This is a genomic window from Brucella tritici (assembly GCF_902825325.1).
Taxonomy (GTDB): Bacteria; Pseudomonadota; Alphaproteobacteria; order Rhizobiales; family Rhizobiaceae; genus Brucella.
Genome location: NZ_CADEAR010000002.1, coordinates 54569 through 79435, shown reverse-complemented (window position 1 = coordinate 79435; position 24867 = coordinate 54569). Strand labels below are relative to the sequence as shown.

Sequence of the window (24867 nt, the reverse complement as noted above, 5' to 3'; positions counted from 1 at the left end):
TCTAAGACCGATCATGCGGCGCGGCAGCGGGCTCGGTGCCTGCCTCTTTCGATCCTCTCTCCTCCGTCTTTCAGAGTGACACAGCATATTAATAAATCAAGTGGATTTATTAATTGACTCTGTTTTGAAGCCGTGTTTTGCTTCTCTTCTGCCGGGGGAAGAGGACCGGTTTCAATCTGGGAGGAGTCCATGAAGAAGACAGTTCTGTCGGCAGCCTTTGCTGCCTTCGCGCTTGGCGCTGCCGCCATTCCATTGAGTTCGGCCAATGCCGCCGATGTCGGCGCGTGCCTCATCACAAAGACCGATACCAACCCGTTCTTCGTCAAGATGAAGGAAGGCGCCATCGCCAAGGCCAAGGAGCTTGGGGTCAATCTCAAGACCTATGCGGGCAAGATCGACGGCGATTCCGAAAGCCAGGTCGCCGCCATCGAAACCTGCATCGCTGATGGCGCGAAGGGCATTCTCATCACCGCTTCCGACACCAAGGGCATCGTGCCGTCGCTCCAGAAGGCGCGCGACGCAGGCGCGCTCATCATCGCGCTCGACACACCATTGGAGCCCGCCGATGCGGCTGACGCAACCTTTGCCACCGACAATTTCCTTGCTGGTGAGCTGGTTGGCAAATGGGCGGCGGCAACGCTTGGCGACAAGGCCAAGGATGCGCATGTGGCCTTCCTCAACCTCACCGCATCGCAGCCGAGCGTCGACGTTCTGCGCGATCAGGGTTTTGCCACCGGCTTCGGCATCGATCCGAAGGACAAGACCAAGCTCGGTGACGAGGATGATCCGCGCATTGCCGGTCGCGACCTGACCGACGGCAATGAAGAAGGCGGACGTCGCGCGATGGAAAACCTTCTCCAGAAGGACCCGAATATCAATGTCGTCCACACCATCAACGAACCTGCCGCTGCCGGTGCCTATGAGGCGCTGAAGGCTGTCGGTCGCGAAAAGGACGTGCTGATCGTTTCCATCGATGGCGGCTGCCCCGGCGTCAAGAATGTCGAGGCCGGTGTGATCGGCGCGACCTCGCAGCAATATCCGCTGCAGATGGCGGCACTCGGTATCGAGGCGATCAAGAAGTTTGCCGATACGGGTGAAAAGCCGAAGCCGACCGAAGGCAAGGACTTTGTCGATACGGGCGTGTCGCTTGTCACCGACAAGCCGGTTGAAGGCGTTCCGTCCATCGACACGAAGACCGCACTCGACAAGTGCTGGGGCTGATCGGCTTTTAAGGTTCTGGCCCGGCAGATCGAAAGATTTGCCGGACCTTTCTGCAGGTGAAGGCAGGAGACAGACATGAGTGAGCCACAGGCGGCTTCCGCTGCACAAAAACCGTCTATGCAGGACTATGAAAAGACGCTGGCGCAAAGCGCGGCTGATGTCGCCTCCTTTGATGCGGGCGACCAGTCGGTGCTTTACCGGATGCGGAATTTTCTGCATCACAATCCCGCTGCCGTGCCGCTGATCGTGCTCGTCCTGTCGCTGCTGGTGTTCGGCATCACGCTTGGCGGCAAGTTCTTCTCCGCCTTTGCTCTCACGCTCATTTTGCAGCAGGTCGCCATCACCGGCATCATCGCCGTGGCACAGACACTCGTAATCCTGACGGCGGGTATCGATCTTTCGGTTGGCGCCATCATGGTGCTGTCATCGGTGGTGATGGGCCAGTTCACTTTCCGCTATGGGCTCCCCGCCGAACTTTCCGTTCTGTGCGGCTTTGCCACCGGCGCGCTGTGCGGCTTCATCAACGGCTTTCTGGTGGCCTATGTCCGCCTGCCGCCTTTCATCGTGACGCTCGGCATGTGGCAGGTGATCCTCGCCACCAACTTCCTCTATTCCGCCAATGAGACGATCCGCGCGCAGGAAATCACGGCTGAGGCACCGATCCTGCAATTCTTTGGCGAGAGCATTCGCATTGGCGGCGCGGTCTTCACCTATGGCGTCATTGCCATGGTGCTTCTGGTCCTGCTGTTCTGGTATGTGCTGAACCACACCGCCTGGGGGCGGCACGTCTATGCCATTGGCGACGATCCCGAAGCGGCACAGCTTTCCGGCGTCTCGGTCAAGCCGATCCTCATGTCGGTCTATGTTCTGGCCGGTATCATCTGCGCCCTTGCGGGCTGGGCGATGATTGGCCGTCTCGGTTCCGTTTCACCCACAGCGGGCCAGTTCGCCAATATCGAATCCATCACCGCCGTGGTGATCGGCGGCATTTCGCTCTTCGGCGGACGCGGCTCCATTCTCGGCACCATGTTCGGCGCGCTGATCGTGGGCGTGTTTTCGCTGGGCCTGCGCCTGTGGGGCACCGATCCGCAATGGACCTATCTCCTGATCGGCGTTCTCATCATTGCCGCCGTCGCCATCGACCAGTGGATCAGAAAGGCTGCCGCATGAAAACGAACACCACGCCTGTTCTTTCTGCCAAGGGGCTCGTCAAGCGCTATGGTCGCGTCACGGCTCTCGACCATGCCGATTTCGACCTCTATCCGGGCGAAATCCTCGCGGTCATCGGCGACAATGGCGCAGGCAAGTCCTCGCTCATCAAGGCACTGTCCGGCGCAATCAAGCCCGACGAGGGGGAAATCCTGCTCGACGGCAAGCCGGTCAGCTTTCATTCGCCGATGGAGGCACGGCAGGCGGGCATCGAGACGGTCTATCAGAACCTTGCTTTGTCGCCTGCGCTTTCCATCGCCGACAATCTGTTTCTGGGGCGTGAAATCCGCCGCAAGGGACCGCTTGGCTCGCTGTTCCGCATGCTGGATCGCGGCGCGATGGAAAAGATCGCGCGCGAAAAACTGTCCGAACTGGGCCTGATGACCATCCAGAACATCGGTCAGGCGGTGGAAACCCTTTCGGGCGGCCAGCGTCAGGGCGTTGCGGTGGCGCGCGCCGCCGCCTTCGGCTCCAAGGTGGTCATCATGGATGAGCCGACGGCGGCGCTGGGCGTCAAGGAATCGCGCCGCGTGCTGGAGCTCATTTTGGACGTGAAGCGGCGCGGCATGCCCATCGTGCTCATCTCGCACAACATGCCGCATGTGTTCGAGGTTGCGGACCGCATCCACATTCACCGGCTCGGACGCCGCCTGACGGTCATCGACCCGAAGGAATATTCCATGTCGGATGCCGTGGCGCTGATGACCGGCGCGATGAGGCCGAAGGAAGCGGCTTAAGCTTCTGATAAGGTGACAGGACGAATCACGGAAACCGCACATGACGCCTATTGAGCGCGAAGCCTTGCCATCGGAAATTCTTGCGCGGCTGGCGGAAACCGACGGGCGCCTGATCGTGGCCATTGCTGGCCCGCCGGGAGCCGGGAAATCCACCATTTCCGATTATCTGCTCCATGCCATCAACAAGGGCGGCGAAACGCCGTCCATCGTCGTGCCCATGGACGGGTTTCATCTTGATGACGGGATTCTCGATCAGCGCGGATTGCTGAGCCGCAAGGGTTCGCCGCCCACCTTCGACTGCGCCGGATTTGCGGTATTGCTTCAGCGTCTGCAGCAGGCAGAGGGCGAGGTCTTCATCCCGGTCTTCGATCGCTCGCTGGAGCTTTCGCGCGCCGCCGCATCCGTGGTTGGCCCCGAGCATCGCGTGCTTCTCGTCGAAGGCAATTATCTGCTGCTCGATCGGCAGCCATGGGCGCAGCTTGCGTCCTTTTTCGACATGACGATCTATCTGGATGTGCCCTTTGCAGAGCTGGAGCGTCGCCTGATCGAACGCTGGCTCGGCTTCGGCTTCGATGCCGAAGCCGCCCGAAACCGCGCCCTTTCCAACGACATTCCCAATGCCGAACTCGTGGTAGCGCAGTCGCGCAAGGCAGATTTTGTCGTCAAAGCCGATGCACGATAACAGGGAATTGCGCCTTTCGAGGGTTGCGGCGATGGACTTGCGTCTGCATGATGGCAAAAATCGCTTCATCAGTTTCCGACCGGAATAGTTCCCCATGACGACTTATGTTTTCGCGCCGCCCCCGCAGCCTTTTTTGCCTGTGAAGGGAACGGACGCGCGCTTTCCCGTGCATCGCATCTATTGTGTCGGCCAGAACTACGCCGATCACGCCATTGAAATGGGCGGTGATCCGACCCGCAATCCGCCTTTCTTCTTCCAGAAGAACCCGGACAGTCTCGTGATTGAAGGCGGTGATTTCCCTTATCCGCCGAAGACCGAAGACGTACATCACGAGATCGAACTGGTGGTGGCGCTGAAGGCCGGCGGCACCGACATTGCTGTCGAAAAGGCGCTGGACCATGTTTATGGCTACGCCGTCGGCATCGACATGACGCGCCGCGACCTGCAGGCCGTGGCCAAGAAGGCCGGCCGTCCGTGGGAAGTCGCAAAGGCGTTCGAGCACTCCGCGCCCTGTTCGGCCATCGTGCCGGTGTCGGAAATCGGCCACCCGGCAAAGGCTGCGATTTCGCTTTCCATCAATGGCGAAACCCGCCAGTCGGGCGACCTCAACCAGATGATCTGGAAGGTGGCGGAAACCATTTCCTACCTGTCTTCGCTCTTTGAGCTGCAGCCCGGCGATCTTATCTTTACAGGTACGCCTGCGGGCGTTGGGCCGGTGAAGCGCGGCGACCGTCTGGAAGGCAAGGTCGACGGCGTGGCAACCCTCACCGTTACCGTGGTCTGATTCTCTTCACGTGGAGGAGCCTGAATGAGCATCTATCTTCCCGATGACGTGCACGACGCTCTGGAGCGCTTCATCGCCGAAAAGCATCCCGGTCTCAACCAGACCGAAGCGATGACGCTGATCCTGCGCAAATGGCTGGTGCGCGAGGGCTATCTGTCGGCGGAGCCCGAACATGGCACTCCGCCGGATGAACTGAACGCGACCAATGACGATTGAACAAGGCAGCAATTGACTATGGCCAAACAGCCGCCGGAAGGAGCGGGTCGCAAGACCGCGCTCGGGCGACGCCTTTTGATTCTGACGATTCTGGCAATTTTGCTCGTGATCGCGCTCGTCTGGATGAGCATTTATCTCTTCGACCCCAATGGCGGTCTGGACCTCGATGATCTTGATATTTTCGCGTTTAATTTCAATGCGGTAGATATGATGCTGCCACGCATTCTGTGAGTGCGTTAATCTTTTTGTTACCATTTGAAATATTCATTTTGGCCAAGCCCCGACGTTTAGCGCTTCCGTTCGCCGTCTTTTGCATGGTACACGATTGTCATCGACCGAAAGAATATTGACTGAAACGGGCGCTTTCCGATGCCTGTAAAGCCAAGAGGATCTGGATGGCATTCGAGGACATCAAGGCAGAAATTGCGCTGCTTTTCGAGCAAATGGTGAATCAGCCGCAGGACGCTCACGAAATCCGTGAAACGGTTCGCGAGAAGCTCAATGCGCTGCGGGCCAGCGGTTTGCCTCTGCCTGAAGATCTGGTCGAGCTTGAAAAACGCATCGAAAAAGATTTCGATTCCTGAGAACGGGTCCGGTCATGCGTTACGCGCTTTCCTCTTCTTCATCCGCCGGTCTGGTCCGCAAGGGCCTCATGCTTCTTGGTTGTGCCGTGGCGCTCAGCGCTTGCAATACAACCAATGACGGCAAGCCTGTGAAAACGGCTTTGATCACGCAGACCGATGCATCCAGCCAGACTGCTTCCGCAGCAGGCAGTGCCACCAGTGCCACGGCCAATGCTGCAGGCACGGCGACTGCCGATGCAGGCGCTGCTGCCGGAACGCAAACCGTCGCAGCCGTGACCGATCCTTCCGATCCGGTTCTGCCTGCCGTTGTTCCCATTCCCGGCATTCGTGGCCAGTCCGAACCGATGATGGCCTATGCGGGTGCGCAGGCTGCCGCTTCGCCGGCATCCGTTGCCGCCAACATGGCGTTTGAGACACCGGATCATGCGCCGGAAGAACTCGATGCGCTGATTACCAAATATTCCGTCGCCTATGACGTCCCTGAACGCCTTGTGCGCCGGGTCGTGCATCGCGAAAGCCGGTTCAATCCGGGCGCCCGCAACGGACCCTATTGGGGCCTGATGCAGATCAGCCATCCGACCGCGCGCGGCATGGGATATACGGGCGCGGCCAAGGGCCTGCTTGATGCGGAAACCAATCTGAAATATGCGGTTCGCTATCTGTCCGGCGCCTATAAGGTCGCAGGCGGTGATGAAAGCCAGGCAGTCCGCTATTATGCGCGCGGCTACTATTACGATGCCAAGCGCAAGGGACTGTTGCAGGAAACCGGCCTCGACGGACGCTGGAAGCGCAGCGGACCGACCCGTGACGCAGCCGCTTCCATCCAACCGGCATCCTTGCCGGAAGGCGGGGCAGCACCGCTCCCCGGCGTAGCTCCCATTCAGGCTTCCTACGTACCGGCAACGCAATAAACTAACTGTCATCTTGACGCTGCAAAGTGATGGCAGTTTCCTGTTGAGAGCGCATCCCGAAAAGTGTGAAACGGTTTTCGGAAAAGATGCGCGTTAAAACAAAGGACTAGAGCGCCGATCTGACCCAATCAGATCGAAACGCGCTCTGGAACCGACGACAGGGAAATTTCATGAATGTAAGACTGCCTCATCCAGTCAAATGGAAATATGACCGGACCGAATTGTGGGCCGATGGTATCATCCATGTTCTGGGTGTGGGGCTGGCGCTTGGCGGTGCCATTGCCATGCTGATCTATTTTCTGCCGAACATGCCTGCGGCGACCTCGATTTCGTCGGGGGTCTATCTCGCGAGCCTTCTGGCAGCGCTCGGCATTTCGGCTGTCTACAATATCTGGCCGGTTTCGCCGACCAAATGGTTCCTGCGCCGTTTTGATCACTCGGCGATTTATCTTCTGATCGCCGGAACCTACACGCCTTTTGCCATGCATATGGGCGACCGCGCACTGCCGCTGCTTCTCTTCGTCTGGAGCGTGGCTTTCGTTGGCATCATGCTGAAACTGTTCATGCCGGGGCGTTTCGACCGGCTGTCGATCCTGCTTTATCTGGCGCTCGGCTGGAGTGGTGTGATGGTCTACGACACCATGGTGCAGTCACTGCCGCCAGCCGTTTTCTGGCTGATTGCAGCCGGTGGCATGGTCTATTCGCTGGGTGTGATCTTCCATGTCTGGGAGCGCCTGCGGTTTCAGAATGCCATCTGGCACGGTTTTGTCGTGGTGGGCGCGGCACTGCATTACTGTGCGGTGTTCTTTGTCGGCGCATGGAATTAGAGCATGTCTCCCGAAAGTGGGAACCGGTTTCGGGATAGAGACATGCGTAAAAACAAACAGATAGAGCAGTTTCAAGATTCCGTTTTAACTGGAACTGCTCTAGTGGAAATCGCGTGAATTCGGCATAATCCTCACATTCCGCGGATGATGCGCCATCTGGGATGGAGCGACGAGGCGCTGCGATTCGCGTCCGCTCATTTCGATCAATGCTGCCGAACGATCCTGCAACTTTGACGCCACCAGATGCACGACCCCTTCGGGGCTGCGCTGGATGCGGCCTTCGATATGGATCAGCCGCGCACCCATCACTTCGCGGCGAAACGCCTTCATGATCTTCGACCAGACGACAATATTGGCGATACCGGTTTCATCCTCGATGGTGAGAAACACCACGCCCTTGGCGCTGCCGGGGCGCTGGCGGACGGTGACGACGCCCGCCACTTTCATGCGGCGTCCGTCGGCGCCTTCCTGCACAGCACGACAGGTTGAAACACCTTCCGCTGCCAGCACCTCGCGCAGATATTGCAGAGGATGCCCTTTCAGCGAAAGCCGGGTCGTCTCGTAATCGGCAATCACATGCTCCGATGCGGCCATTTCAGGAAGCTTTGTGCGCGGTTCCTCCGCCAGTTCGCTGGTTGCGGCGGCGCGGAACAGCGGCAGGGTTTCGTCGTTGGGCAGACGGCGCACGGCCCAAAGTGCTGCGCGGCGGTCGATATCGAGCGAGCCGAAGGCATCGGCATCCGCCAGAAGCGTGAAGGCGCGCCGGTCGAGCCGGAGCCGCCGATGCATGTCTTCAATGGTGCGGTAAGGCTCCTGCCGATCGGCAATCAGAAGTTTTACGTCCTCCTTGGAAAAACCATCGATCTGGCGAAAGCCGAGCCGGAGCGCCAGGTGAACGTCGGGTGTTTCCTCCAGAATATTGTCCCATTGGCTGAAATTCACATCGACGGGCAGCACCGTCACGCCATGCTCGCGGGCATCGCGCACGATCTGGGCGGGGGCGTAAAAACCCATGGGCTGGGAATTGAGAAGCGCTGCGGCGAACACTTCCGGATGGTGGCATTTGATCCACGCGGAAATATAGACCAGATGGGCAAAGCTTGCCGCATGACTTTCGGGAAAGCCATATTCGCCGAAACCCTTGATCTGGTTGAAGCAGTTTTCGGCAAAGGTCCGGTCGTAGCCACGATTGACCATGCCTTCGATCATCTTTGTCTCCATCGTATGGATGGTGCCCATCTTGCGGAAAGTGGCCATGGCGCGGCGCAACTGGTTGGCCTCATCCGGCGTGAATTTTGCAGCCTCCATGGCGATGCGCATCGCCTGTTCCTGAAACAGCGGCACGCCCTTGGTCTTGCCGAGAATCTGCTGCAACTCATCCGCCGGCCCATGTTCCGGCGCTGGCGATGGCAAGGTGCAGGGTTCCTCATTGTTTCGCCGCCTAAGATAAGGATGCACCATGTCACCCTGAATGGGACCGGGGCGCACAATGGCGACCTCGATGACGAGATCATAGAACTCACGCGGGCGCAGGCGCGGCAGCATGTTCATCTGCGCCCGGCTTTCCACCTGAAAAACGCCGAGCGAATCTCCCTTGCACAGCATGTCGTACACGGCTTCGTCTTTTTGCTCCACGGTTGCCAGCGTCAGCTTCTCGCCCTCATAAAGCTGCGGCTTGTGCTGGTGAATGAGGTCGAAAGCCTTGCGGATGCAGGTGAGCATGCCGAGCGACAGCACATCGACCTTCATCAGCCCCACTTCGTCGATATCGTCCTTGTCCCATTCGATGAAGGAGCGGTCTTCCATCGCTGCCGGGCCGATAGGCACGGTCTCGTCCAGTCGATCACGGGTCAGAACGAAACCGCCGACATGCTGGGACAGGTGGCGCGGAAAGCCGATCAGCGTGATGGCCAGTTCCACTGCGCGTCGGATGATGGGATTGTCGGGGTCAAGACCCGCCTGCCTGATATGCTGCTTGTCGATGCCGCCGCCCGATATGCCCCAGACCGTATTGGCAAGCGCCGCAGTCACGTCTTCGGTCAGGCCCAGCGCCTTACCGACATCGCGGATCGCGCTACGCGACCGATAGCTGATGACGGTTGCAACAATGGCTGCGCGATCTCTCGAATAACGGTCATAGACATATTGCATCACCTCTTCGCGCCGCTCATGCTCGAAATCGACGTCGATATCCGGCGGTTCCTGACGCTCGGCGGAGATGAAGCGCTCGAACAGGAGATCCACTTCCGTCGGGTTTACGCCGGTAATGCCGAGGCAGAAACAGACGACGGAATTGGCCGCCGAACCGCGCCCCTGACACAGAATGTTCTCTCTGCGGGCATAGTTCACAATGTCATAGACGGTGAGGAAATAGGCTGCATATTGCAGCTTTTCGATCAGCGCCAGTTCCTTGTGGATCAGCGCCTGCACCTTCGACGGGATGCTGTTAGCGCCGTAATGACGGGCGGCACCTTCCCAGGTGAGAGCATGCAGATGCTGTTGCGGCGTCTTGCCGGGCGGCACCGGCTCGTCGGGATAATCATATTTCAGCTCGTCAAGCCGGAAGGTGATGGGCGCGACGAAATCGGCGGTCGCTTCGACGGCCTCAGTGTAGTCGCGAAACAGCCGCAGCATTTCCTTTGGTGGTTTCAGGTGGCGTTCGGCATTCTTTTCGAGAAGCCGTCCGGCTGCGAAGACGGTTGTGTGATGGCGCGTGGCCGTCAGCACATCCTGAAGCGCGCGGCGGTCGGGGTGATGATAAAGCACGTCATTGGTGGCGAGCAGCGGCACATTGGCTTCGGCTGCAAAACGGGCGATGCGTTCGGCCCGGCGTCCGTCATGGCCCTGATGCGGCATGGCAAGTGCCAGCCAGACCGAGCCGGGTGCGGCCTGTGCAATCTCCGTCAGGCGTGCGGCAAAATCCGGTCTGTCTTCGTCAGGCGGAAAGACTGCGATCTGGAACTGCCGGGCGCGAAATAGCAGGTCGGCCCATAGCAGATGGCATTCGCCCTTGATGGCGGCGCGCTGTTTGCCTTCCGTCAGCAGGCGGCACAATTGCCCATAGGCTGGACGATCACGCGGATAGACGACCATATCCGGCGTGTCGTCGGTGAAGGACAGGCGGCAGCCGATGAAAAGGCGGAAATCGCTCTTGTCGCGAAAATCCTTCCATGCCGCATGGGCCCGTACCACGCCAGCCAGCGTGTTGCGGTCGGCAATGCCGATGCCGGACAGGCCAAGCTCATGCGCACGCTCTACCAGTTCCTGCGGATGCGACGCGCCGCAAAGGAAGGAAAAATTGCTGGCAGCAGCCATTTCAAAGTAACGGGTCATCACGCGAACAGTCCGTGTAAAAACCAGCGCGGGTGATTGGCGCCGTCATAAAGCCCCTCGCGGAAAATCCAGAAGCGCTGGCCGTTCTCGTCTTCCACCCGGTAATAATCGCGCAGTTCCGGAACCGTATGACCGATTGCGAGCCACCATTCCGGTTCGATCCTTTCCGGTCCTTCGGCAAGGCGTACATGATGGCGCACCCGTCGCCACAGGAAGAACGAAGGCGGACTGTCGGGCACTTCCGCCACGCTTTCGATCAACTGCGGCGGGCGAAACAGTTTTATGGGGCGTGCTGGCGGGTCGCCCGGCAGTTCCGCCTGGCTGCGATAATCGGCTTCGGTTTTTCGCGACCCATGCAAGGCAGGGACGAGGCCGAAAGCGCGCTCCGGCATATGCGTGTTGCGCGAAAAGGAAACGAGAACGCGGTTCTGTCCAAGCCGCGCCGAAAGCCGGTCGACAAGCTGGCCAAACCCCGCTTCATCCTCTTCATGCTGGTCGAGCCCCGTCTGGCGCGGGGCGATTGGCGCGCTGCGCAGCGCTGCCAGCCGGATCATGTCGAAGCCGAACCCGGCATCGAGCGGGTCTGTCAGGGCGTTGAGCCTTTCACGCGCAAGGCGCAGGAAAACCTTGTCGTTGCGCAAGGGCTGGCCGGTTTCGATGTGGATATGACGCACTTCGCCATCGACACGGAAGAAGGAAGCCTCAATCAGAAGCGCGCCTTTGCCCCCCGGTTCAAGTTGCGCAAAAAGCTCCTGCGCCAGTTCCTGCAAGATGTGTTCGATCAGTTCCATTGCGGTAACCGGCTCTGACAGGCGGCGCTCGACGGTACTGAGCGGCATGATGCGCAAGGGGGAAATCGGCGCGCGCTCCTGCCGCGCCAGCCGGTCGAGCCTGGTGGCAAGATCGGTGCCGAAACGGGCGGTGAGGGCGGCGCGCGGAAGCCCCATCACATCGCCGATGCGTTTCAATCCGGCGCGCTTGAGGCCGGTTTCGGCGGCTTGCGTCAGTTCAAGCGCGGAGAGCGGCAGGCGGGGGAGCAACCGGTCGGCCTCTGTCCTGCTGAAGACACCGCCCTTCGTTCCCCGTGCCAGAAGCCGCGCGGCAAAACTGTTATCGGCAATCGCCGCCTGTACGCCAAGCCTGGCCCGTTCCAGACGCCGGATTGCATCGGCACGCATGGCGTCGAGCCCGCCAAAAAGATGCGCGCAGCCGGTTATGTCGAGCATCAGCCCATGCGGCTCATCGAAGGCGACAAGCGGCGTGTAGCGTTCGCACCAATGGGCAAGACGCTTGAGCAATGCCGCATCATGGTCCGGTGCTGCCGTTGCCACTTCAAGCCTTTCCACGCGGGCGCGCGCATCCGTCAGCGCCATGCCGGGAAAAAGACCGAACCTTGCCGCTTCGGCATCCACCGCCGTCAGCCGCAGCGCATTGGCCGTGCGCTCGGTCACCACCAAAGGCAGGCGCGGTTTGCCATCAGGCGGAGCGTTGTTGCGAAGCCGGTCGGTCGGCAGAAACGGAAACCAGAGGGCGAGAAACAGACGTTCTGTCATCCCGTTCTCTTGCATCAAATTCAAGGGTTTCATTGTTCCATTCCATGATCCATTGCCCGCATGTGCCGTGGCGATTGCGCTCCAGAACCGCCGAAAAGACAGGCTTGCCGGGTGCGTTTGCTCCGCTTGAACGGGATGGCGCGGGCGCCACTCGCCAGCGGCTGACGGCAGCGCTCTGCACGCCTGTCCGGTGGCTCCTGAGCAGGATGACGGGCAGTTGCGCGGTTTCGGTTGCCAGAAGCAGACGCCGCGAGGCGGTCAGGTCGAGGCATTTCGGCTGGCCTGTCACCGAGGCGACGACGCCGGAAACAAGATGCGAGGCCTTGCCGCCGCTTCCGGCTTCCAGCGCATCGTTTGCTGCCTTCAGGACATCCTGTGCCGTGGGGCAGCGCACGATCAGAAGTCGCGACGGGTCGATCCCGAAGGCATGAAGCCCCGGCGGATAAAGCCCGCCATATTCACTTGCAGCACTTTCTTCCTCGATCCAGATGATCGGGCGGCGAGGTTCTGTAACACCTTCTGCCGCACGGGCGGCAAAAGCGAGCGCAAAGCCGGTCGCGGCCATATGCGCGCCGGGGTTTTCGGCAAAAACCTCATGCAGCGCATCGCCTGCAAGGCCATGCGGAAAGGCGGCATCGGCCCCGGCAAGGCCGAGCGTGAAACTGCGCGCGCGCCCGAAGCCCGTTTGTCCCTGATTTGCAAAACTGCCTTGCGGATCGTTGCCTTCTATGGTCGTAACCATGCGCCGCAGCGCCGCGATGTCGATGCCGCTCACGTCTAGATTCCATCGTTTGTTCTCTATATGTTCTAGTATTGAATCGAGCGAGGCAAGAGTCAAGCGGGATCAGAAATCAGTCCAGTGGACTGATTTCCTTGCATAGGCGTTTCACACTTTTCGGGATACGCTCTATCATCGCGATAGCGGTTTTGGATCAGGCTGCTTCCCTGAAAGGCACGCCTGCCAGTTGCGCCAGATGGCCGGGAAGGTCGGTGCCAGCACCCGCCGCATTGATCGTGTCGAAATAATCATGCCAGCCGGTGGCGGTGATTCCGGCAATCAGCATGTCGAGAGCTGTTTCATCCGGGAAGCGCCAGATGGCGAAGAAACTCTGGTCGGGTGCAAAAGGCTTTGTCGCGTCGACGGGACCTAATGCCAAAGCCTCGATACCGAGCGCCGCAAGACCACCCATACCCGCGCCAACTTTCTCAAAAAAAGCCTGCCTGCCTTCAGCATCAAGCGCGTGCCAGCTCGATTTCGGGGAATAAAGCTCGGCGAGGTAATAGGTCATGTCATATCCCTTAGGGTTTCGTTGATCTTGAAAGAACGACCGGCATCGGTGCGGCTCCAGATGCGACGCAGCAAGGTGCTGAGAAGCTGCTGTTCGCCTGACGAGAGGTCGCTCATCAGGCTTGCAATCCATGCGGTGTGTTGTTCGAAAAGCTGTTGCGCCAGCAACGAACCTTCGGATGTCAGCCGGACAGTCAGCTTGCGGCGGTCCTCGCTATCCGCGCGGCGCTTGAGGAAACCATCGCGCTCCAGCCCGTCCAGCAGGCCGGTGATAGTGGCGCGCGTGACACCTGCGCGCTCTGAAAGCTCGTGCGGCGAGAGGCCGTCGGGCGCATCGTGCAGCAGAAACAGCAGGACGAACTTGCCCTCCGAAAGCTTGTGCGGTGCCAGCCGGTTGGCGCAATCCCGGTCAATGGCCGCAGCAAGCGACAAAACTTCAAAGCAGGCTTTCAGCGCGTCGGTGGACGGGCTGTGCCGGCGTTCCATTTCGCCCAGAAGGGCGTGATGCTTTTGTTCGATTATTTCCATACGGCGGCATATAATATGGCGCCATACTAAATGCAAGCGGGTTTGAATGTTCAAGTGAAAATCGGGGGAGCTTGATCGATGGATATATACGGTTTATATATGATACATATATGAATCGTATGGTCTGGACAAAGCTATGGGTATCGTGAAAATCGGTGACGAATTGCATGAGGAACTGCGCAAGGCGAGTGACGTCATGTGCCGTTCGATCAATGCGCAGGCTGAATACTGGATGAAAATCGGCATGCTGGCGCAGGCCCATCCCGACCTGTCGTTCAACGAGATCGTGCAGATGCAGTTGCGCGCCGCACAGGTCGAGCTGCCGGTTCTGGCGGTGCAATCGTCATGACCAAGACACCTGCCGAAGTGGAGAAAATGGCGGCATCCGGCGCGCTGCTCGCCTCCGTTTTTACCCTTCTCGACCGCACGCCGCTGGCGGGCATGACCACGATGCAGGTCAACGATCTGGTCGAGGATTACATTACCCGCGAGTTGCAGGCGCGGCCTGCCAGCAAGGGGCAATATGACTATCCCTATGTGCTGAATGCTTCAAAGAACGAAGTCGTCTGCCACGGCATGCCGTCGAATGACGAGATCATTGAAAACGGCGAGATCATCAACTTCGATATCACGCTGGAAAAGGACGGCTATATAGCCGATTCCAGCAAGACCTATATGGTCGGTGACGTTGCTCCCTTTGCCTCGCGGCTGGTCCGTGTGACCTATGAGGCCTTGTGGAAGGGGATTGCTGCCGCGCGTCCCGGCGCGACTTTGGGTGATATTGGTCATGCCATCGAGCGCCACGCCAAGCGGCATGATTACAGCATCGTGCGGGAATATTGCGGCCACGGTATCGGTCGCGAGATGCACGAGGAACCGCAGGTCTTGCATTTCGGCAAGCCCGGCACGGGCGTCCGTCTGCGCGAAGGCATGGTGTTCACCATCGAACCGATGCTCAATCAGGGAACGGCCAAGGTGAAGACCGAAAAGGACGGCTGGACGGTGGTGACGCGTGATGGAAAACTGTCAGCGCAGTTCGAGCATACGGTTGCAGTCACATCAAATGGCGTGCGCGTGCTGACCTTGCGTCCCGGTGAGGAAAAGATGCTGGCGGGTGTAGGGTCTGTGGGGAATTAGGTTTTGGGCGTGGCGTGAGACGCATTCAGAGAGAAAATCCGCCACGTCCTAAAGGGATATGGTGAAAATGGCCCAGCTTCGCGTCGCAAAACCTCGATGGAGAACCACTCCACCTTCGGCTTTGCTCCTAAACCTGTGCTATTTTCATCCATACCACGCTTCAAAACTAATTCCCCACAGACCCTAAAAAACGCTGCTTGATCTCATGCGATTCTGCCGGTCATCCAGAGCACAAAGACAATCGTTCCGCCCAGGCTCATTCCAGCGGCAAGAATAGTCCCTGCGATGACAGGCGCGAGTTTCAGGACCGAAATATGGGGCGTTATTTCCAGCCGGAAATTCGCCCTGATCTTTTCAGGGGTCAGGCAGGTGATTTCGTAATCGCCGGGTGTCGTGCAGTCGAAATAACCCAAGGCATGAGAAGCATTGCCGCGCATATCCGTCCGCCGGACGCTCAACAGAAAACGGCTTATGGAATGATAGGCAATCGGGATGCCGGTCGCGCGCGCCTTGATGGCAAATTGCGTTGAGAAATAGGCTGTTCCGGTGAAAACGATAAGCGGCGGAAACACGATGCTGATCGCGTAGCGCCCGACTTTCGGCAAAGGAATGCTATGGGGCCGGTCGTTACCCGCAAACTGGTGCCGGACATCAGGCGCAATCATTTTCCACAGAATGGAAATGCAGCGCACCAGCAGATAAATGCCAAGCAGAATGCAGGCAGGCAGGGCCAGATAGAAAGACAAAATTCACGTCCCGCTATAAAAAAAGCCCGCCGGAAGGCGGGCTTTTGTTTGGATTAGCGATGCTTATTTGCGGTCGCGTGCAGCAAGCGTGCGCAGACGCAATGCATTGAGCTTGATAAAGCCTGCTGCGTCCTTCTGGTCGTAAGCACCCTGATCGTCTTCGAAGGTGACGAGCTTGTCGGAATAGAGCGACTTGTCCGATTCGCGACCGATCACCATCACATTGCCCTTGTAGAGCTTGAGCGTGACTTCGCCTTCGACATGGCGCTGGCTGTGATCGATGGCGGCCTGCAGCATTTCGCGTTCCGGCGAGAACCAGAAGCCGTAATAGATCAGCTCGGCATAGCGCGGCATCAGCTCGTCTTTCAGGTGCGCCGCACCGCGGTCGAGCGTGATCGATTCGATGGCGCGGTGTGCTGCCAGCAGGATCGTGCCGCCCGGCGTTTCGTAGACGCCGCGCGACTTCATGCCCACGAAGCGGTTTTCCACGAGGTCGAGACGACCGATGCCGTTGTCACGGCCATAGTCGTTGAGCTTGGCAAGAAGCGTGGCAGGCGACAGGCGCTCGCCATTGATCGAAACGGCATCGCCCTTTTCAAAGCCGATCTTGATGATCGTTGCCTTGTCGGGAGCGGTTTCCGGCGAAATGGTGCGCATATGCACATATTCAGGCGCCTCGACAGCCGGATCTTCCAGAACCTTGCCCTCGGACGAGGAGTGCAGCAGGTTGGCGTCGACGGAGAACGGCGCTTCGCCCTTCTTGTCCTTGGCAACCGGAATCTGGTGCTGTTCGGCGAATTCGAGCAGATGCGTGCGGCTCTTGAACGACCAGTCGCGCCATGGGGCGATGATCTTGATGTCCGGGTTCAGCGCATAGGCCGAAAGCTCGAAGCGAACCTGGTCGTTGCCCTTGCCGGTCGCGCCATGCGCGATGGCGTCGGCGCCGGTCTTCTTCGCTATTTCGATCAGGTGCTTGGAGATCAGCGGGCGGGCAATCGAGGTGCCGAGCAGATAGACGCCTTCATAGACGGCATTGGCGCGGAACATCGGGAAAACGAAATCGCGCACGAATTCTTCACGCACGTCCTCGATGAAGATTTCCTTGATGCCCAGCATTTCCGCTTTCTTACGGGCTGGCTCAAGTTCTTCGCCCTGACCGAGATCGGCGGTGAAGGTCACAACTTCCGCGCCGAGTTCCGTCTGAAGCCACTTCAGAATGATCGAGGTGTCGAGGCCGCCCGAATAGGCGAGAACGACTTTCTTAACGTCTTTCCACTTGCTCATAATAAACTTCCGTCTCATCAGGCGCTCCAGAGCGGCGCCCAAAATTTGTCCGTAGTTCTTTTATCAGTTGCCAAGCAGCGTGCAAGCCGAAGGGCTGCGACTTATCGCGAAAACTCATGCGTATTATACCAGGGCGCTGAGATGCTAACGCATCACGCCCTGAAAATGCTCAGTCGCCGCATGGGCTTAACCAAAACTCGATGAGTCAAACTCATCGAGTTTTGGTATTACGTGATCTGTGGTTCGCCAACTTCATAAACAACGAGATTGCGGTCGCCGATACCAAGTTCAGGCCAGGCCGCGCGCCATTCGGCAATATGGGCGGAAGCGAAATGCCGGTCGAGCGAAGCGCGGTCGCGCCACATCTCCTTCACATGGATGAGGCCCGGCTCGAGAATGTCTGCGGCATAGAAATAGTCCACGCAGCCATCCTCCTCCCGGCTGGCCGAGATCATGCGCTGCATGGCCTCGTGCGCTTTGGCGAGGTTTTCCGGCGGCAGGCGGACGGTACCTACGATCAGCAGCATTTCTGTCTCCATTCGACTGTTTCATTTGCCGGGAAATTATTCTAGCGTGCGCCATCTCTTGGAGCACATTTCGATGTCTTTTCTGACAAACCTGACCTTCATTCCCGAATGGACGATTTTTGTCCAGTTCGCGATAGCAACCGCAATCCTTTCCATCACACCCGGTCCCGACATGACGCTTTTCGTCGGGCGCGCCCTGTCCGAAGGCAAGGCCGCAGGTTTTGCCTGCATGGCTGGCGCCAGCACCGGCATCGTCATTCACACCACCATGGTGGCGCTCGGCCTTTCGGCGCTCATTCTGGCGTCTCCCGCAGCCTTTACGGCACTGAAAGTGGTGGGGGCTGGCTATCTGGTCTGGCTGGCCGTGCAGGCGATCCGCAAGGGATCGGCCTTCTCGCCGGAAAAGAATGGCGGCAAGAAGCATACGCTGTTCCAGAACTGGCTGACGGGTCTTGGCATCAATCTTCTGAACCCGAAGATCATCCTGTTCAACATGACCTTCCTGCCGCAGTTCGTCTCCGCACATGACCCGCATGCCATGGGCAAATTGTTCTTCCTCGGCCTGTCGTTCATTCCGATGGCGCTCCCCTTCACCATTCCGATGGTGGTGGCGGCAGATCGTTTCGCCGGGCTCCTGAAAAAGAACCCGACCGTAACGCGCATCGTGGACTGGATGTTTGCGGGCGTATTCTCGGCCTTCGCGCTGAAGATCATCACCGCACAGGCAAAATAGAGCATTTCCAGCAAAAGTGCGAAGCGGTTTTGCGGAGGATAATGCGAATGAAAAAGCCATTTCCAGCAAAAGTGCGAAGCGTCTCCGCGGGGAAATCAGTCCACTGGACTGATTTCTGATCCCACTTCGATGCGTAGGACAATGCGAAAAAGAAGATGGATTTTATTCAGTCGGGCGGGTTAAAAGCCGCCCGGCATTGCGCCCGGCCAGCAGCCAGTAGACGAAGCTGCCGACGACGCCGGCGCCTGCAATGGCTGCGATCCAGAGCGAGCTTTCCGGAACGCTTCGACCATCGCTGAACGGAAGCGATGCGCCTGCGGCGGCAAGCCCGATCAGGGCACCCGCAACGCAATAGAACAGCGACGACTTGTAACCGCGCGCTTCAGCCAGAATGATGAGAATGAGGGCAGGCACAAAGCTGAACCCGCCAGCCATGGCTGCAATGGCAAAACCGCCAACGAAGACCGCGCTCCAGAAGCTGGTGGCTGCAAAAAACGAACCGGCATCCGCATCGCTCGCCATCATGACGAAATCGTTCATGAAGGAATCGACCCCAAGGGTGCGGAAAAGGATGGCGGCCAGAAACCAGCCAGCCGCCAATACGCCGCAGCAATAGCCGAATACCACGATGACGAAGCGCGTTATGTAGTCGAAAGTATCGTTCAAGCGCGCGCACCCATCAGTTTACTCGCCCCGTTATTCGCCATGCCCGGCAATCATCATGGCTTCGAGCGCAAGGCGTTCGCTCTTGCGCATGCGCTCCGATTCCGACTTAAGCTGGCCGCAGGCAGCAAGGATATCGCGACCGCGCGGGGTGCGGATCGGCGATGCGTAGCCAGCCGCGTTCACATAATCAGCAAATTTCTCGATCTGCTCCCATTCCGAGCACTGGTAATTGGTGCCGGGCCACGGGTTGAACGGGATCAGATTGATCTTGGCCGGAATGCCCTGCAAAAGCTTCACCAGAAGCTTGGCATCCTCAAGACTGTCATTGATGTCCTTCAGCATCACATATTCAAAGGTGATGCGCTTGGCATTGGACAGGCCCGGATATTCGCGGCAAGCCTTGATGAGCTGTTCCAGCGGATACTTCTTGTTGATCGGCACCAGAATGTCGCGCAATTCATCACGCACGGCGTGCAGCGAAATGGCAAGCATGACGCCGATCTCGTCACCGGTGCGATAGATTTCCGGCACGACGCCGGAGGTCGAAAGCGTGATGCGGCGCTTGGAAAGGGACAGGCCGTCGCCATCGGAGGCGATCAGCAGGGCCTTCTTCACTTCCTCGAAATTATAGAGCGGTTCGCCCATGCCCATCATCACGATATTGGTGATCTTGCGACCTTCGGCGGGAACCATGGCGCCATCGGGCGTGTCCTTGTCCGGGAAATCGCCGAGGCGGTCGCGGGCGGTCAAAAGCTGCGCCAGAATTTCTTCCGACGTGAGGTTGCGCACCAGCTTCTGCGTGCCGGTATGGCAAAACGAGCAGGTCAGCGTGCAGCCGACCTGGCTGGAAACGCACAGCGTGCCGCGACCTTCTTCGGGAATATAGACGCTTTCGATCTCGACCGGACGACCAGCACCCCGCGGTGGAAAGCGGAACAGCCACTTGCGGGTGCCGTCCTGCGAAATCTGTTCTTCGACCACTTCCGGGCGCGCAATGGTGAAATGCTGCGCCAGAAGGCTACGCAGATCCTTGGAAATATTGCGCATGTCGGCGAAATCGGAAACGCCGCGCACATAGAGCCAATGCCAGAGCTGGCTGATGCGCATTTTCGTCTGCCGCTCGGGCACGCCGACCTTTATCAGTGCTTCGGCCATTTCCTCGCGCGACATGCCGATAAGCGACGGCTTTGCCTCCAGGCTGGCGCGCGCATGGCGGGCAAGCTGGTCGCGCGTATCATCAATGGTAAGGTCGAACGAAATGGACATCTGTTTTCAACTGTTGGAAACGACGGCTGAAGCGCGTCGATAAGCTTCGCCAGATAATCTGGCCCGAATGCATGGATAAATAGGGTCCGGCACTTGGCTTTGCGACCCCTGTTGCGCGCGCTCTTAGCACACAATATCGCGTTCGTCATCCCACATGAAATCCGGTCTGCTATGCGTATGTGCAGCACAAAAGAAAAAAGCCGGGTTGTGTACCCGGCTTTAAACGACTTCCAATCGCGTGGATTATTTGCACTTCTGGATGGCTTTCAGCGCATCCGAAATACCCTTCAGCGAATAGGTGTAGTTGGTCTTTGTGCCGCGCTTCGACTGTGCCTGCACCTTCATTTCAGAACCGCCGCGCATGGCTGCGATGAGCTGCGGCTCTTCCGCCGCATTTTCCATCCAGCCTGACTTGCCGTTGACGAACATGTTGAAGTTGCGGTTGCCGATGGAGACGACGACCTTGGCATTGGTGTTGAGGTCGTAACCGGCCATGAATTGCGGTTCGAACGAAATGTTCTGGCCGGGCTTCTGGCTCACGAGGAAGAAGTTGTCACCGTGATCGACATTGGCCGGAGCCTTCTGGGTCGGTACGGAGAGGACATAGCAGACCTTGCCGTTGCCCGACTGATAGCTGTAGGCGCCCCAGGCATTGAACTGGCTGATCTGGCTCGGGGTCTGGGCGAGTGCCGAGCCCGCCATCCCAATCATGAACACAGAAGCCGCGACGATCGATTTTCCAAGCATTGGTTTTTACCGGTTCTCTTTCGTTTGCTTCAAACTTGAATATCGGGATGCCGCCGTTCATCACGCCGTCCCGCTCAGTTACCGATTAAATTGCCTTAATCTGGGTTACCAAACGGTGAAGTTTCGAAAGAAAACTTGAATGAGCAGCTAAGTCGCCCCGCCATCCCTTGGTTCCAGTTGAATTAAAAGAAAGCGGCGAGAGTTTGTTCGTGAGGATAAGGCAATAGGGCAGTAGGAGATTAAGGCAGTATGCTAAAAAGGGAATAAGGGAATAGGGGAGTACGGGAATAGGAAAATAAGGGTGAAAACGGGCGTAAGTGATGCAGGGTTGTCGGAATCAAATAGCTGTGAACAGCCTCCCTTACTCCCTTACTCCCTTACTCCCTTACTCCCTCATCCTCGAGTGCCTGCCGGGCGGCGAGCCGGTGCGCAGGCGTGATGTGGGCACGAACGGCTGTCAGCGCTGCCATCAGCACGGCAACGTCGTCTGTGAAGCCGATACCGGCCAGAATATCGGGAATGGCGTCGAACGGCAGGACGAAATAGGCAAGTGCGGCCATCAGCGTCATGCGCACGCGGGTTGGCGTCTTCTGGTCGAGGGCACAGTAATAGGCTGCCACCACCTCATCCATGAAGGGCACCATGCGACCGGCGCGGCGCGCGGCCTTCCAGAATCCGTTCTTCACCCGTTCACTGCGCTTCTTGAATTCGCTCTCGCTGCCGGGTTCGAGGATTTCACCGATTCTGACGTCATCCATTCTCGTTCAACTCCTGTCGTCCCGCTTCCAATGGTTGAATACGGGTTGTGACCGATAGAAAATGGGGAGTTTGTGCTGTCCTTGCAAGACCATGATGATTCCATCACCCAGGTCACCTGCAAGAAGCATCAGCTACAACGCCCGCATCAAATCCCCAAAATACAGATTCGACCAGATCGCTTCCCCAGATCGCTTCCAAAGCGTTTCGGGCGGGCGATGGTCCATTGCTGAGTGGAGGTTCTGATGCATTTGACCGGCTATGGGGAAAACTTCATCCGCAGCGACCGTTCAACACGGCTGTTTCGTGGCAACCAGCTATTGGCGGCCGGAAGCGAAGACAATTACATCACCGTCGATCTGTCGGAGGCGGGATGCTACGATGCCGCCGTCTATCTGCGGTTTCTCTTCGGTGCCGGAATTTCGCTCAACACGCTACGCGGCACGTCCAGCCAGAACTGGATACCCATCCTGAATTTCAGGGCGGGCGAACAATGGAACGGCTATTCGGCGCTGCCTTTCGGTCAGGCAATCGGATTTTACGACGTTCAGGCCGGGCACATTTTCCATGCCGCCATTTCGCTTGGCGATGTCCATATCCGTGGCATCCATGGCGGTAAGCTTGGGCAGAACTGGCAGGATCGCACCAATCTGACCCGCGTTCTTCCCTATTCCAGCCGCAACCCCGACGGCAGCTTCAATTATGACCGCCGGAAGATTTACGTATACATCTCAAAGCTTTAAACTCAGACCAAGGCGTTCATCTTGCGCGCGAGCTTGATGTCGAGTTCCGTAATGCCGTTCTCGCTATGGGTGGCGAGCGTGACATCGACGCGATTGTAGACATTGAACCATTCGGGGTGATGGTCGAGCTTTTCCGCGTGGAGTGCTGCGCGCGCCATGAAGCCGAAGGCGGCGTTGAAATCCTTGAACTTGAAGCTTTTGGAAATCGCCTCGCGTCCCTTGACCTTCTGCCAGCCATCCAGTTCGGCGAGCGCTTCGTTCAGTTCATTTTCCGTCAGCCGGTTGCGTGCCATCGTCTTTCGCCTATGTTGCGGTTCCTGAGATAACCTACCATAAGCGCGAGAGTTCCGTGATCGTATCCGTAGCCGCACAAGTCCCAGCCAGCATTCTTTTCATCTGTGCAGGAAATATCTGTCGTTCTCCGCTTGCCGAAGGCGTGATGGACCATGTGCTGGAAAAACGCGGCATCCGCGACGTGCGGGTCGATTCTGCCGGAACCAACGGTTACCATACCGGCGAGGAGCCGGATGAACGCTCCATCAGCGTTGCAGCGCGCCACGGTCTCGATATTTCCACGCAGCGCTGCCGACAGTTGATCGCAGCCGATTTCAGCCGTTTCGATCTGATCCTAGGGATGGACCGCTACAATATGCGGATGATCGCTGAGCGGCAGCCTGCAAATGCAAGTGCGCAAATCGGGCTTTTCACCGAGATTGCCGAAGGGTGGGCGGTCGAAATCCCCGATCCCTATTATGGCGGGACCGGGGATTTCGAAAAGGTTTACCGGATGGTTCTGGCAGCTTCCATCGCGCTTGCCGACCAGTTCTGGCCAGAACGGGCAATCAAAGGCCAGGCTTCCTCCACGATGTAGGGTCCGCCGCCCACGGAATCACGTGACGACATCAGCACGAACCGTCCCACCTTGAAGGGCAGCGTCGCGAAGTTGCCGCGTGAAGAGAGATAGCGCACCACATCCTCGATGCGGGGATTTCTCAACCGCGCCAGTGTCACATGGGGCGTGAACTTGCGCGGATCGGCGGGAATGTGAAGCCGCTGGCAGATACGTTCGATTTCCGCCTGCAAAGCGTTGAGGTCAGGCGATGGGGATACACCCGCATAGATGCTGTGCGGCTTTTTGGAACCGAAAGCATTGACACCCGACAGGTTGAGCATGAATTCAGGCCGCCGCACGCGATCAAGCGCATTGGCAACCTCGTCGGCCACGTGGCCTTCCACATCTCCGATAAAACGCAGCGTTATGTGGTAGTTTTCGACATCAATCCAGCGTGCGCCGGGGAGACCGCCTCGCAACAACGAGAGCGAAAGCGCGGCGTCGCGCGGGATTTCGAGGGCAGTGAAAAGACGCGGCATAAGGCATCCTCCTCGAAGCGTTCCATGCCAGAGCGCCGGGCATCCAAAGGATGCATAAAGGACACTCTAGCCTAGAGAGTCAGTGCATCGTACCTGCCGAATTGATTCGGTTAAGTTGATGCAACTGCAGCGAATCAAAGTTTTATACCGGGAGCAAGCTGTTTATGCTCCCGACCGGCGTCAGCCTCCCGATGTCCCCTTGTTTTGCATGTTTGTCAGGCTCTTTTCGATAGTGGGCATAAAGTTAGCCACCATCGTTTCGACGCCCTTTTCATTGGGGTGCATTCCGTCCTCAAGCAGAAAATCCTTCTTGGTTGCTACGCCGTCGAGGAAAAACGGGTAGAGCGGCACGCCATATTTCTGTGCCAGCTTCGGATAGATCGGGTTGAACTTGGCGGCATAGTCCTTACCCATGTTGGGCGGGGCCATCATGCCCGCAAGAATGACCGAAATGCCGCGCTGCTGCAGGCGCGCCAGCATTTCGTCGAGATTCTTTTCAGTAATGTCAGGTTCGATGCCGCGCAGCGCGTCATTCGCACCCAGTTCAAGGATCACGAGATCGGTGCCATCGGGAACGGACCAGTCGATGCGCGAAAGCCCGCCCGTGGTCGTGTCGCCCGATACGCCCGCATTCTCGATCGAAACCTCGACGCCCTTGTCGTTGAGTGCCTTTTCAAGCTGCTGCGGAAAGGCGGCATTGGATGGCAGCATATAGCCCGCCATCAGGCTGTCGCCGAAGCCGACGATCTTGACCTGTGAAAGCTGCTCGGTCGGCAGTGCATCTTCGAGACCGGTCGGTTCTTCCTGCGCGCTTGCTGCAATAATGGGGCTTGCCGCCATAAAAGACGCAATCGCCGCAAAAATCGGAAGCCATGCCGGAATTGAGAGTTTGAAACGCATCGTCGAAAACCCATATTTGAGGGGCTGTGGGCAAATGGCCCGCCGGACTTCTCTTCAATGATTGGCGCAACATAAGTTCAAATTTGTGGCGCGCTGTTTGGTTCTAAAGATTCATATA

30 protein-coding genes are annotated in these 24867 nt (G+C 58.2%); 15 read left to right on the top strand and 15 right to left on the bottom strand.

Annotation, left to right across the window (positions count from 1 at the left end; translation table 11 throughout):
* Positions 1-189 precede the first annotated feature (189 nt).
* The 10 genes from HWX93_RS02585 (at position 190) to trhA (ending at position 7171) form a co-directional block, all read left to right on the top strand.
* A complete protein-coding gene (locus HWX93_RS02585; protein ID WP_061344752.1) occupies positions 190-1221 on the top strand; it encodes a sugar ABC transporter substrate-binding protein in 1032 nt (343 codons plus the stop codon).
* Between the two features lie 75 nt (positions 1222-1296).
* Positions 1297-2391, top strand: coding sequence for an ABC transporter permease (locus HWX93_RS02580; protein ID WP_151556604.1), 1095 nt, complete (start codon positions 1297-1299; stop codon positions 2389-2391).
* Positions 2388-3167, top strand: a complete 780-nt coding sequence (locus HWX93_RS02575) for an ATP-binding cassette domain-containing protein (RefSeq protein WP_109989196.1) — start codon at positions 2388-2390, stop codon at positions 3165-3167. Before HWX93_RS02580 ends, HWX93_RS02575 begins: the two co-directional genes overlap by 4 nt.
* A 40-nt stretch (positions 3168-3207) precedes the next feature.
* Positions 3208-3849 carry a nucleoside/nucleotide kinase family protein gene (locus HWX93_RS02570; protein WP_176036406.1) on the top strand — a complete coding sequence of 214 codons (642 nt, stop codon included), beginning with the start codon at positions 3208-3210 and terminating at the stop codon, positions 3847-3849.
* Between the two features lie 94 nt (positions 3850-3943).
* Positions 3944-4633: a fumarylacetoacetate hydrolase family protein gene (locus HWX93_RS02565; protein WP_176036405.1), complete on the top strand. Its 690-nt coding sequence runs from the start codon at positions 3944-3946 to the stop codon at positions 4631-4633.
* Positions 4634-4657: 24 nt separating this feature from the next.
* The gene (locus HWX93_RS02560; protein ID WP_010657878.1) at positions 4658-4849 is read left to right on the top strand and encodes a hypothetical protein; all 192 of its coding nucleotides are present in this window, start codon (positions 4658-4660) and stop codon (positions 4847-4849) included.
* Positions 4850-4867: 18 nt separating this feature from the next.
* Complete coding sequence (locus tag HWX93_RS02555; RefSeq protein WP_176036404.1) at positions 4868-5080, top strand: hypothetical protein; 213 nt, start codon at positions 4868-4870, stop codon at positions 5078-5080.
* A 164-nt stretch (positions 5081-5244) separates the two neighbouring features.
* Entirely contained in the window at positions 5245-5433 is a 189-nt protein-coding gene (locus HWX93_RS02550) for a hypothetical protein (RefSeq protein ID WP_061344759.1), read from the top strand.
* Positions 5434-5447: 14 nt separating this feature from the next.
* A complete protein-coding gene (locus tag HWX93_RS02545; protein WP_109989200.1) occupies positions 5448-6344 on the top strand; it encodes a lytic transglycosylase domain-containing protein in 897 nt (298 codons plus the stop codon).
* A 170-nt stretch (positions 6345-6514) separates the two neighbouring features.
* A complete protein-coding gene (trhA, locus tag HWX93_RS02540; RefSeq protein ID WP_176036403.1) occupies positions 6515-7171 on the top strand; it encodes a PAQR family membrane homeostasis protein TrhA in 657 nt (218 codons plus the stop codon).
* Between the two features lie 99 nt (positions 7172-7270).
* Here the strand turns inward: trhA and HWX93_RS02535 are convergent, their stop codons facing one another.
* From HWX93_RS02535 to HWX93_RS02515, 5 genes are all read right to left on the bottom strand, one after another.
* The gene (locus tag HWX93_RS02535; RefSeq protein ID WP_176036402.1) at positions 7271-10504 is read right to left on the bottom strand and encodes an error-prone DNA polymerase; all 3234 of its coding nucleotides are present in this window, start codon (positions 10502-10504) and stop codon (positions 7271-7273) included.
* On the bottom strand, positions 10504-11955 hold the full coding sequence (locus tag HWX93_RS02530; protein WP_176036620.1) for a Y-family DNA polymerase: 1452 nt from the start codon (positions 11953-11955) through the stop codon (positions 10504-10506). The genes HWX93_RS02535 and HWX93_RS02530 overlap by 1 nt, the downstream gene beginning before the upstream one ends.
* A 25-nt stretch (positions 11956-11980) precedes the next feature.
* On the bottom strand, positions 11981-12832 hold the full coding sequence (locus HWX93_RS02525; RefSeq protein WP_176036401.1) for an ImuA family protein: 852 nt from the start codon (positions 12830-12832) through the stop codon (positions 11981-11983).
* A 157-nt stretch (positions 12833-12989) separates the two neighbouring features.
* Positions 12990-13346, bottom strand: a complete 357-nt coding sequence (locus HWX93_RS02520) for a DUF6616 family protein (protein WP_176036400.1) — start codon at positions 13344-13346, stop codon at positions 12990-12992.
* Entirely contained in the window at positions 13343-13873 is a 531-nt protein-coding gene (locus HWX93_RS02515) for a MarR family winged helix-turn-helix transcriptional regulator (RefSeq protein ID WP_176036399.1), read from the bottom strand. The genes HWX93_RS02520 and HWX93_RS02515 overlap by 4 nt, the downstream gene beginning before the upstream one ends.
* Before the next feature lie 136 nt (positions 13874-14009).
* Between HWX93_RS02515 and HWX93_RS02510 the strand changes: the two genes are divergently transcribed.
* Both HWX93_RS02510 and map read left to right on the top strand, forming a co-directional pair.
* A complete protein-coding gene (locus tag HWX93_RS02510) occupies positions 14010-14222 on the top strand; it encodes a ParD-like family protein (protein WP_140020711.1) in 213 nt (70 codons plus the stop codon).
* Positions 14219-15010 carry a type I methionyl aminopeptidase gene (gene map / locus HWX93_RS02505; protein ID WP_176036398.1) on the top strand — a complete coding sequence of 264 codons (792 nt, stop codon included), beginning with the start codon at positions 14219-14221 and terminating at the stop codon, positions 15008-15010. The genes HWX93_RS02510 and map overlap by 4 nt, the downstream gene beginning before the upstream one ends.
* A gap of 203 nt (positions 15011-15213) precedes the next feature.
* Here map and HWX93_RS02500 read toward each other — a convergent pair whose 3' ends face one another.
* The 3 genes from HWX93_RS02500 to HWX93_RS02490 form a co-directional block, all read right to left on the bottom strand.
* Positions 15214-15756: a hypothetical protein gene (locus HWX93_RS02500; protein ID WP_235969057.1), complete on the bottom strand. Its 543-nt coding sequence runs from the start codon at positions 15754-15756 to the stop codon at positions 15214-15216.
* 63 nt (positions 15757-15819) lie between these two features.
* Entirely contained in the window at positions 15820-17040 is a 1221-nt protein-coding gene (locus HWX93_RS02495; RefSeq protein ID WP_109989208.1) for an argininosuccinate synthase, read from the bottom strand.
* A 227-nt stretch (positions 17041-17267) separates the two neighbouring features.
* A complete protein-coding gene (locus tag HWX93_RS02490) occupies positions 17268-17567 on the bottom strand; it encodes a putative quinol monooxygenase (protein WP_109989255.1) in 300 nt (99 codons plus the stop codon).
* A gap of 73 nt (positions 17568-17640) precedes the next feature.
* Between HWX93_RS02490 and HWX93_RS02485 the strand changes: the two genes are divergently transcribed.
* On the top strand, positions 17641-18300 hold the full coding sequence (locus tag HWX93_RS02485; protein ID WP_010657892.1) for a LysE family translocator: 660 nt from the start codon (positions 17641-17643) through the stop codon (positions 18298-18300).
* A 162-nt stretch (positions 18301-18462) separates the two neighbouring features.
* Here HWX93_RS02485 and HWX93_RS02480 read toward each other — a convergent pair whose 3' ends face one another.
* The 4 genes from HWX93_RS02480 to HWX93_RS02465 form a co-directional block, all read right to left on the bottom strand.
* Positions 18463-18966 (bottom strand): hypothetical protein, encoded by a 504-nt coding sequence (locus HWX93_RS02480; RefSeq protein ID WP_176036397.1) that lies wholly within the window; start codon positions 18964-18966, stop codon positions 18463-18465.
* Positions 18967-18996: 30 nt separating this feature from the next.
* Positions 18997-20232, bottom strand: coding sequence for a 23S rRNA (adenine(2503)-C(2))-methyltransferase RlmN (gene rlmN / locus HWX93_RS02475; RefSeq protein ID WP_109989210.1), 1236 nt, complete (start codon positions 20230-20232; stop codon positions 18997-18999).
* A gap of 243 nt (positions 20233-20475) precedes the next feature.
* A complete protein-coding gene (locus tag HWX93_RS02470; RefSeq protein ID WP_010657895.1) occupies positions 20476-20979 on the bottom strand; it encodes an invasion associated locus B family protein in 504 nt (167 codons plus the stop codon).
* A gap of 377 nt (positions 20980-21356) precedes the next feature.
* A complete protein-coding gene (locus HWX93_RS02465) occupies positions 21357-21737 on the bottom strand; it encodes a YkvA family protein (RefSeq protein WP_109989211.1) in 381 nt (126 codons plus the stop codon).
* A 243-nt stretch (positions 21738-21980) separates the two neighbouring features.
* Here HWX93_RS02465 and HWX93_RS02460 point away from each other — a divergent pair, with 243 nt between their 5' ends.
* Complete coding sequence (locus tag HWX93_RS02460; protein WP_235969056.1) at positions 21981-22478, top strand: hypothetical protein; 498 nt, start codon at positions 21981-21983, stop codon at positions 22476-22478.
* A 2-nt stretch (positions 22479-22480) separates the two neighbouring features.
* Here the strand turns inward: HWX93_RS02460 and HWX93_RS02455 are convergent, their stop codons facing one another.
* Positions 22481-22771, bottom strand: a complete 291-nt coding sequence (locus tag HWX93_RS02455) for a 4a-hydroxytetrahydrobiopterin dehydratase (protein ID WP_176036396.1) — start codon at positions 22769-22771, stop codon at positions 22481-22483.
* A gap of 56 nt (positions 22772-22827) precedes the next feature.
* Between HWX93_RS02455 and HWX93_RS02450 the strand changes: the two genes are divergently transcribed.
* Positions 22828-23349, top strand: coding sequence for a low molecular weight protein-tyrosine-phosphatase (locus HWX93_RS02450; RefSeq protein WP_176036395.1), 522 nt, complete (start codon positions 22828-22830; stop codon positions 23347-23349).
* Here HWX93_RS02450 and thpR read toward each other — a convergent pair.
* Together thpR and HWX93_RS02440 are read right to left on the bottom strand one after the other, a co-directional pair.
* Positions 23259-23849: an RNA 2',3'-cyclic phosphodiesterase gene (thpR, locus tag HWX93_RS02445; RefSeq protein ID WP_176036394.1), complete on the bottom strand. Its 591-nt coding sequence runs from the start codon at positions 23847-23849 to the stop codon at positions 23259-23261. The genes HWX93_RS02450 and thpR overlap by 91 nt on opposite strands.
* A 180-nt stretch (positions 23850-24029) precedes the next feature.
* Positions 24030-24749, bottom strand: a complete 720-nt coding sequence (locus tag HWX93_RS02440; RefSeq protein ID WP_176036393.1) for an arylesterase — start codon at positions 24747-24749, stop codon at positions 24030-24032.
* Positions 24750-24867 lie beyond the last annotated feature (118 nt).

What these genes read in the sequence shown, in the direction of transcription:
- rlmN (WP_109989210.1), bottom strand. Translation starts at nt 20,232, where the DNA reads ATGTCCATTTCGTTCGACCTTACCATTGATGATACGCGCGACCAGCTT.
- HWX93_RS02550 (WP_061344759.1), top strand. Translation starts at nt 5,245, where the DNA reads ATGGCATTCGAGGACATCAAGGCAGAAATTGCGCTGCTTTTCGAGCAA.
- HWX93_RS02495 (WP_109989208.1), bottom strand. Translation starts at nt 17,040, where the DNA reads ATGAGCAAGTGGAAAGACGTTAAGAAAGTCGTTCTCGCCTATTCGGGC.
- map (WP_176036398.1), top strand. Translation starts at nt 14,219, where the DNA reads ATGACCAAGACACCTGCCGAAGTGGAGAAAATGGCGGCATCCGGCGCG.
- HWX93_RS02585 (WP_061344752.1), top strand. Translation starts at nt 190, where the DNA reads ATGAAGAAGACAGTTCTGTCGGCAGCCTTTGCTGCCTTCGCGCTTGGC.
- HWX93_RS02485 (WP_010657892.1), top strand. Translation starts at nt 17,641, where the DNA reads ATGTCTTTTCTGACAAACCTGACCTTCATTCCCGAATGGACGATTTTT.
- HWX93_RS02460 (WP_235969056.1), top strand. Translation starts at nt 21,981, where the DNA reads ATGCATTTGACCGGCTATGGGGAAAACTTCATCCGCAGCGACCGTTCA.
- HWX93_RS02560 (WP_010657878.1), top strand. Translation starts at nt 4,658, where the DNA reads ATGAGCATCTATCTTCCCGATGACGTGCACGACGCTCTGGAGCGCTTC.
- HWX93_RS02470 (WP_010657895.1), bottom strand. Translation starts at nt 20,979, where the DNA reads ATGCTTGGAAAATCGATCGTCGCGGCTTCTGTGTTCATGATTGGGATG.
- HWX93_RS02535 (WP_176036402.1), bottom strand. Translation starts at nt 10,504, where the DNA reads ATGACCCGTTACTTTGAAATGGCTGCTGCCAGCAATTTTTCCTTCCTT.
- HWX93_RS02515 (WP_176036399.1), bottom strand. Translation starts at nt 13,873, where the DNA reads ATGGAAATAATCGAACAAAAGCATCACGCCCTTCTGGGCGAAATGGAA.
- HWX93_RS02510 (WP_140020711.1), top strand. Translation starts at nt 14,010, where the DNA reads ATGGGTATCGTGAAAATCGGTGACGAATTGCATGAGGAACTGCGCAAG.
- HWX93_RS02545 (WP_109989200.1), top strand. Translation starts at nt 5,448, where the DNA reads ATGCGTTACGCGCTTTCCTCTTCTTCATCCGCCGGTCTGGTCCGCAAG.
- HWX93_RS02455 (WP_176036396.1), bottom strand. Translation starts at nt 22,771, where the DNA reads ATGGCACGCAACCGGCTGACGGAAAATGAACTGAACGAAGCGCTCGCC.
- trhA (WP_176036403.1), top strand. Translation starts at nt 6,515, where the DNA reads ATGAATGTAAGACTGCCTCATCCAGTCAAATGGAAATATGACCGGACC.
- HWX93_RS02575 (WP_109989196.1), top strand. Translation starts at nt 2,388, where the DNA reads ATGAAAACGAACACCACGCCTGTTCTTTCTGCCAAGGGGCTCGTCAAG.
- HWX93_RS02565 (WP_176036405.1), top strand. Translation starts at nt 3,944, where the DNA reads ATGACGACTTATGTTTTCGCGCCGCCCCCGCAGCCTTTTTTGCCTGTG.
- HWX93_RS02570 (WP_176036406.1), top strand. Translation starts at nt 3,208, where the DNA reads ATGACGCCTATTGAGCGCGAAGCCTTGCCATCGGAAATTCTTGCGCGG.
- thpR (WP_176036394.1), bottom strand. Translation starts at nt 23,849, where the DNA reads ATGCCGCGTCTTTTCACTGCCCTCGAAATCCCGCGCGACGCCGCGCTT.
- HWX93_RS02520 (WP_176036400.1), bottom strand. Translation starts at nt 13,346, where the DNA reads ATGACCTATTACCTCGCCGAGCTTTATTCCCCGAAATCGAGCTGGCAC.
- HWX93_RS02580 (WP_151556604.1), top strand. Translation starts at nt 1,297, where the DNA reads ATGAGTGAGCCACAGGCGGCTTCCGCTGCACAAAAACCGTCTATGCAG.
- HWX93_RS02490 (WP_109989255.1), bottom strand. Translation starts at nt 17,567, where the DNA reads ATGCTGCTGATCGTAGGTACCGTCCGCCTGCCGCCGGAAAACCTCGCC.
- HWX93_RS02555 (WP_176036404.1), top strand. Translation starts at nt 4,868, where the DNA reads ATGGCCAAACAGCCGCCGGAAGGAGCGGGTCGCAAGACCGCGCTCGGG.
- HWX93_RS02440 (WP_176036393.1), bottom strand. Translation starts at nt 24,749, where the DNA reads ATGCGTTTCAAACTCTCAATTCCGGCATGGCTTCCGATTTTTGCGGCG.
- HWX93_RS02465 (WP_109989211.1), bottom strand. Translation starts at nt 21,737, where the DNA reads ATGGATGACGTCAGAATCGGTGAAATCCTCGAACCCGGCAGCGAGAGC.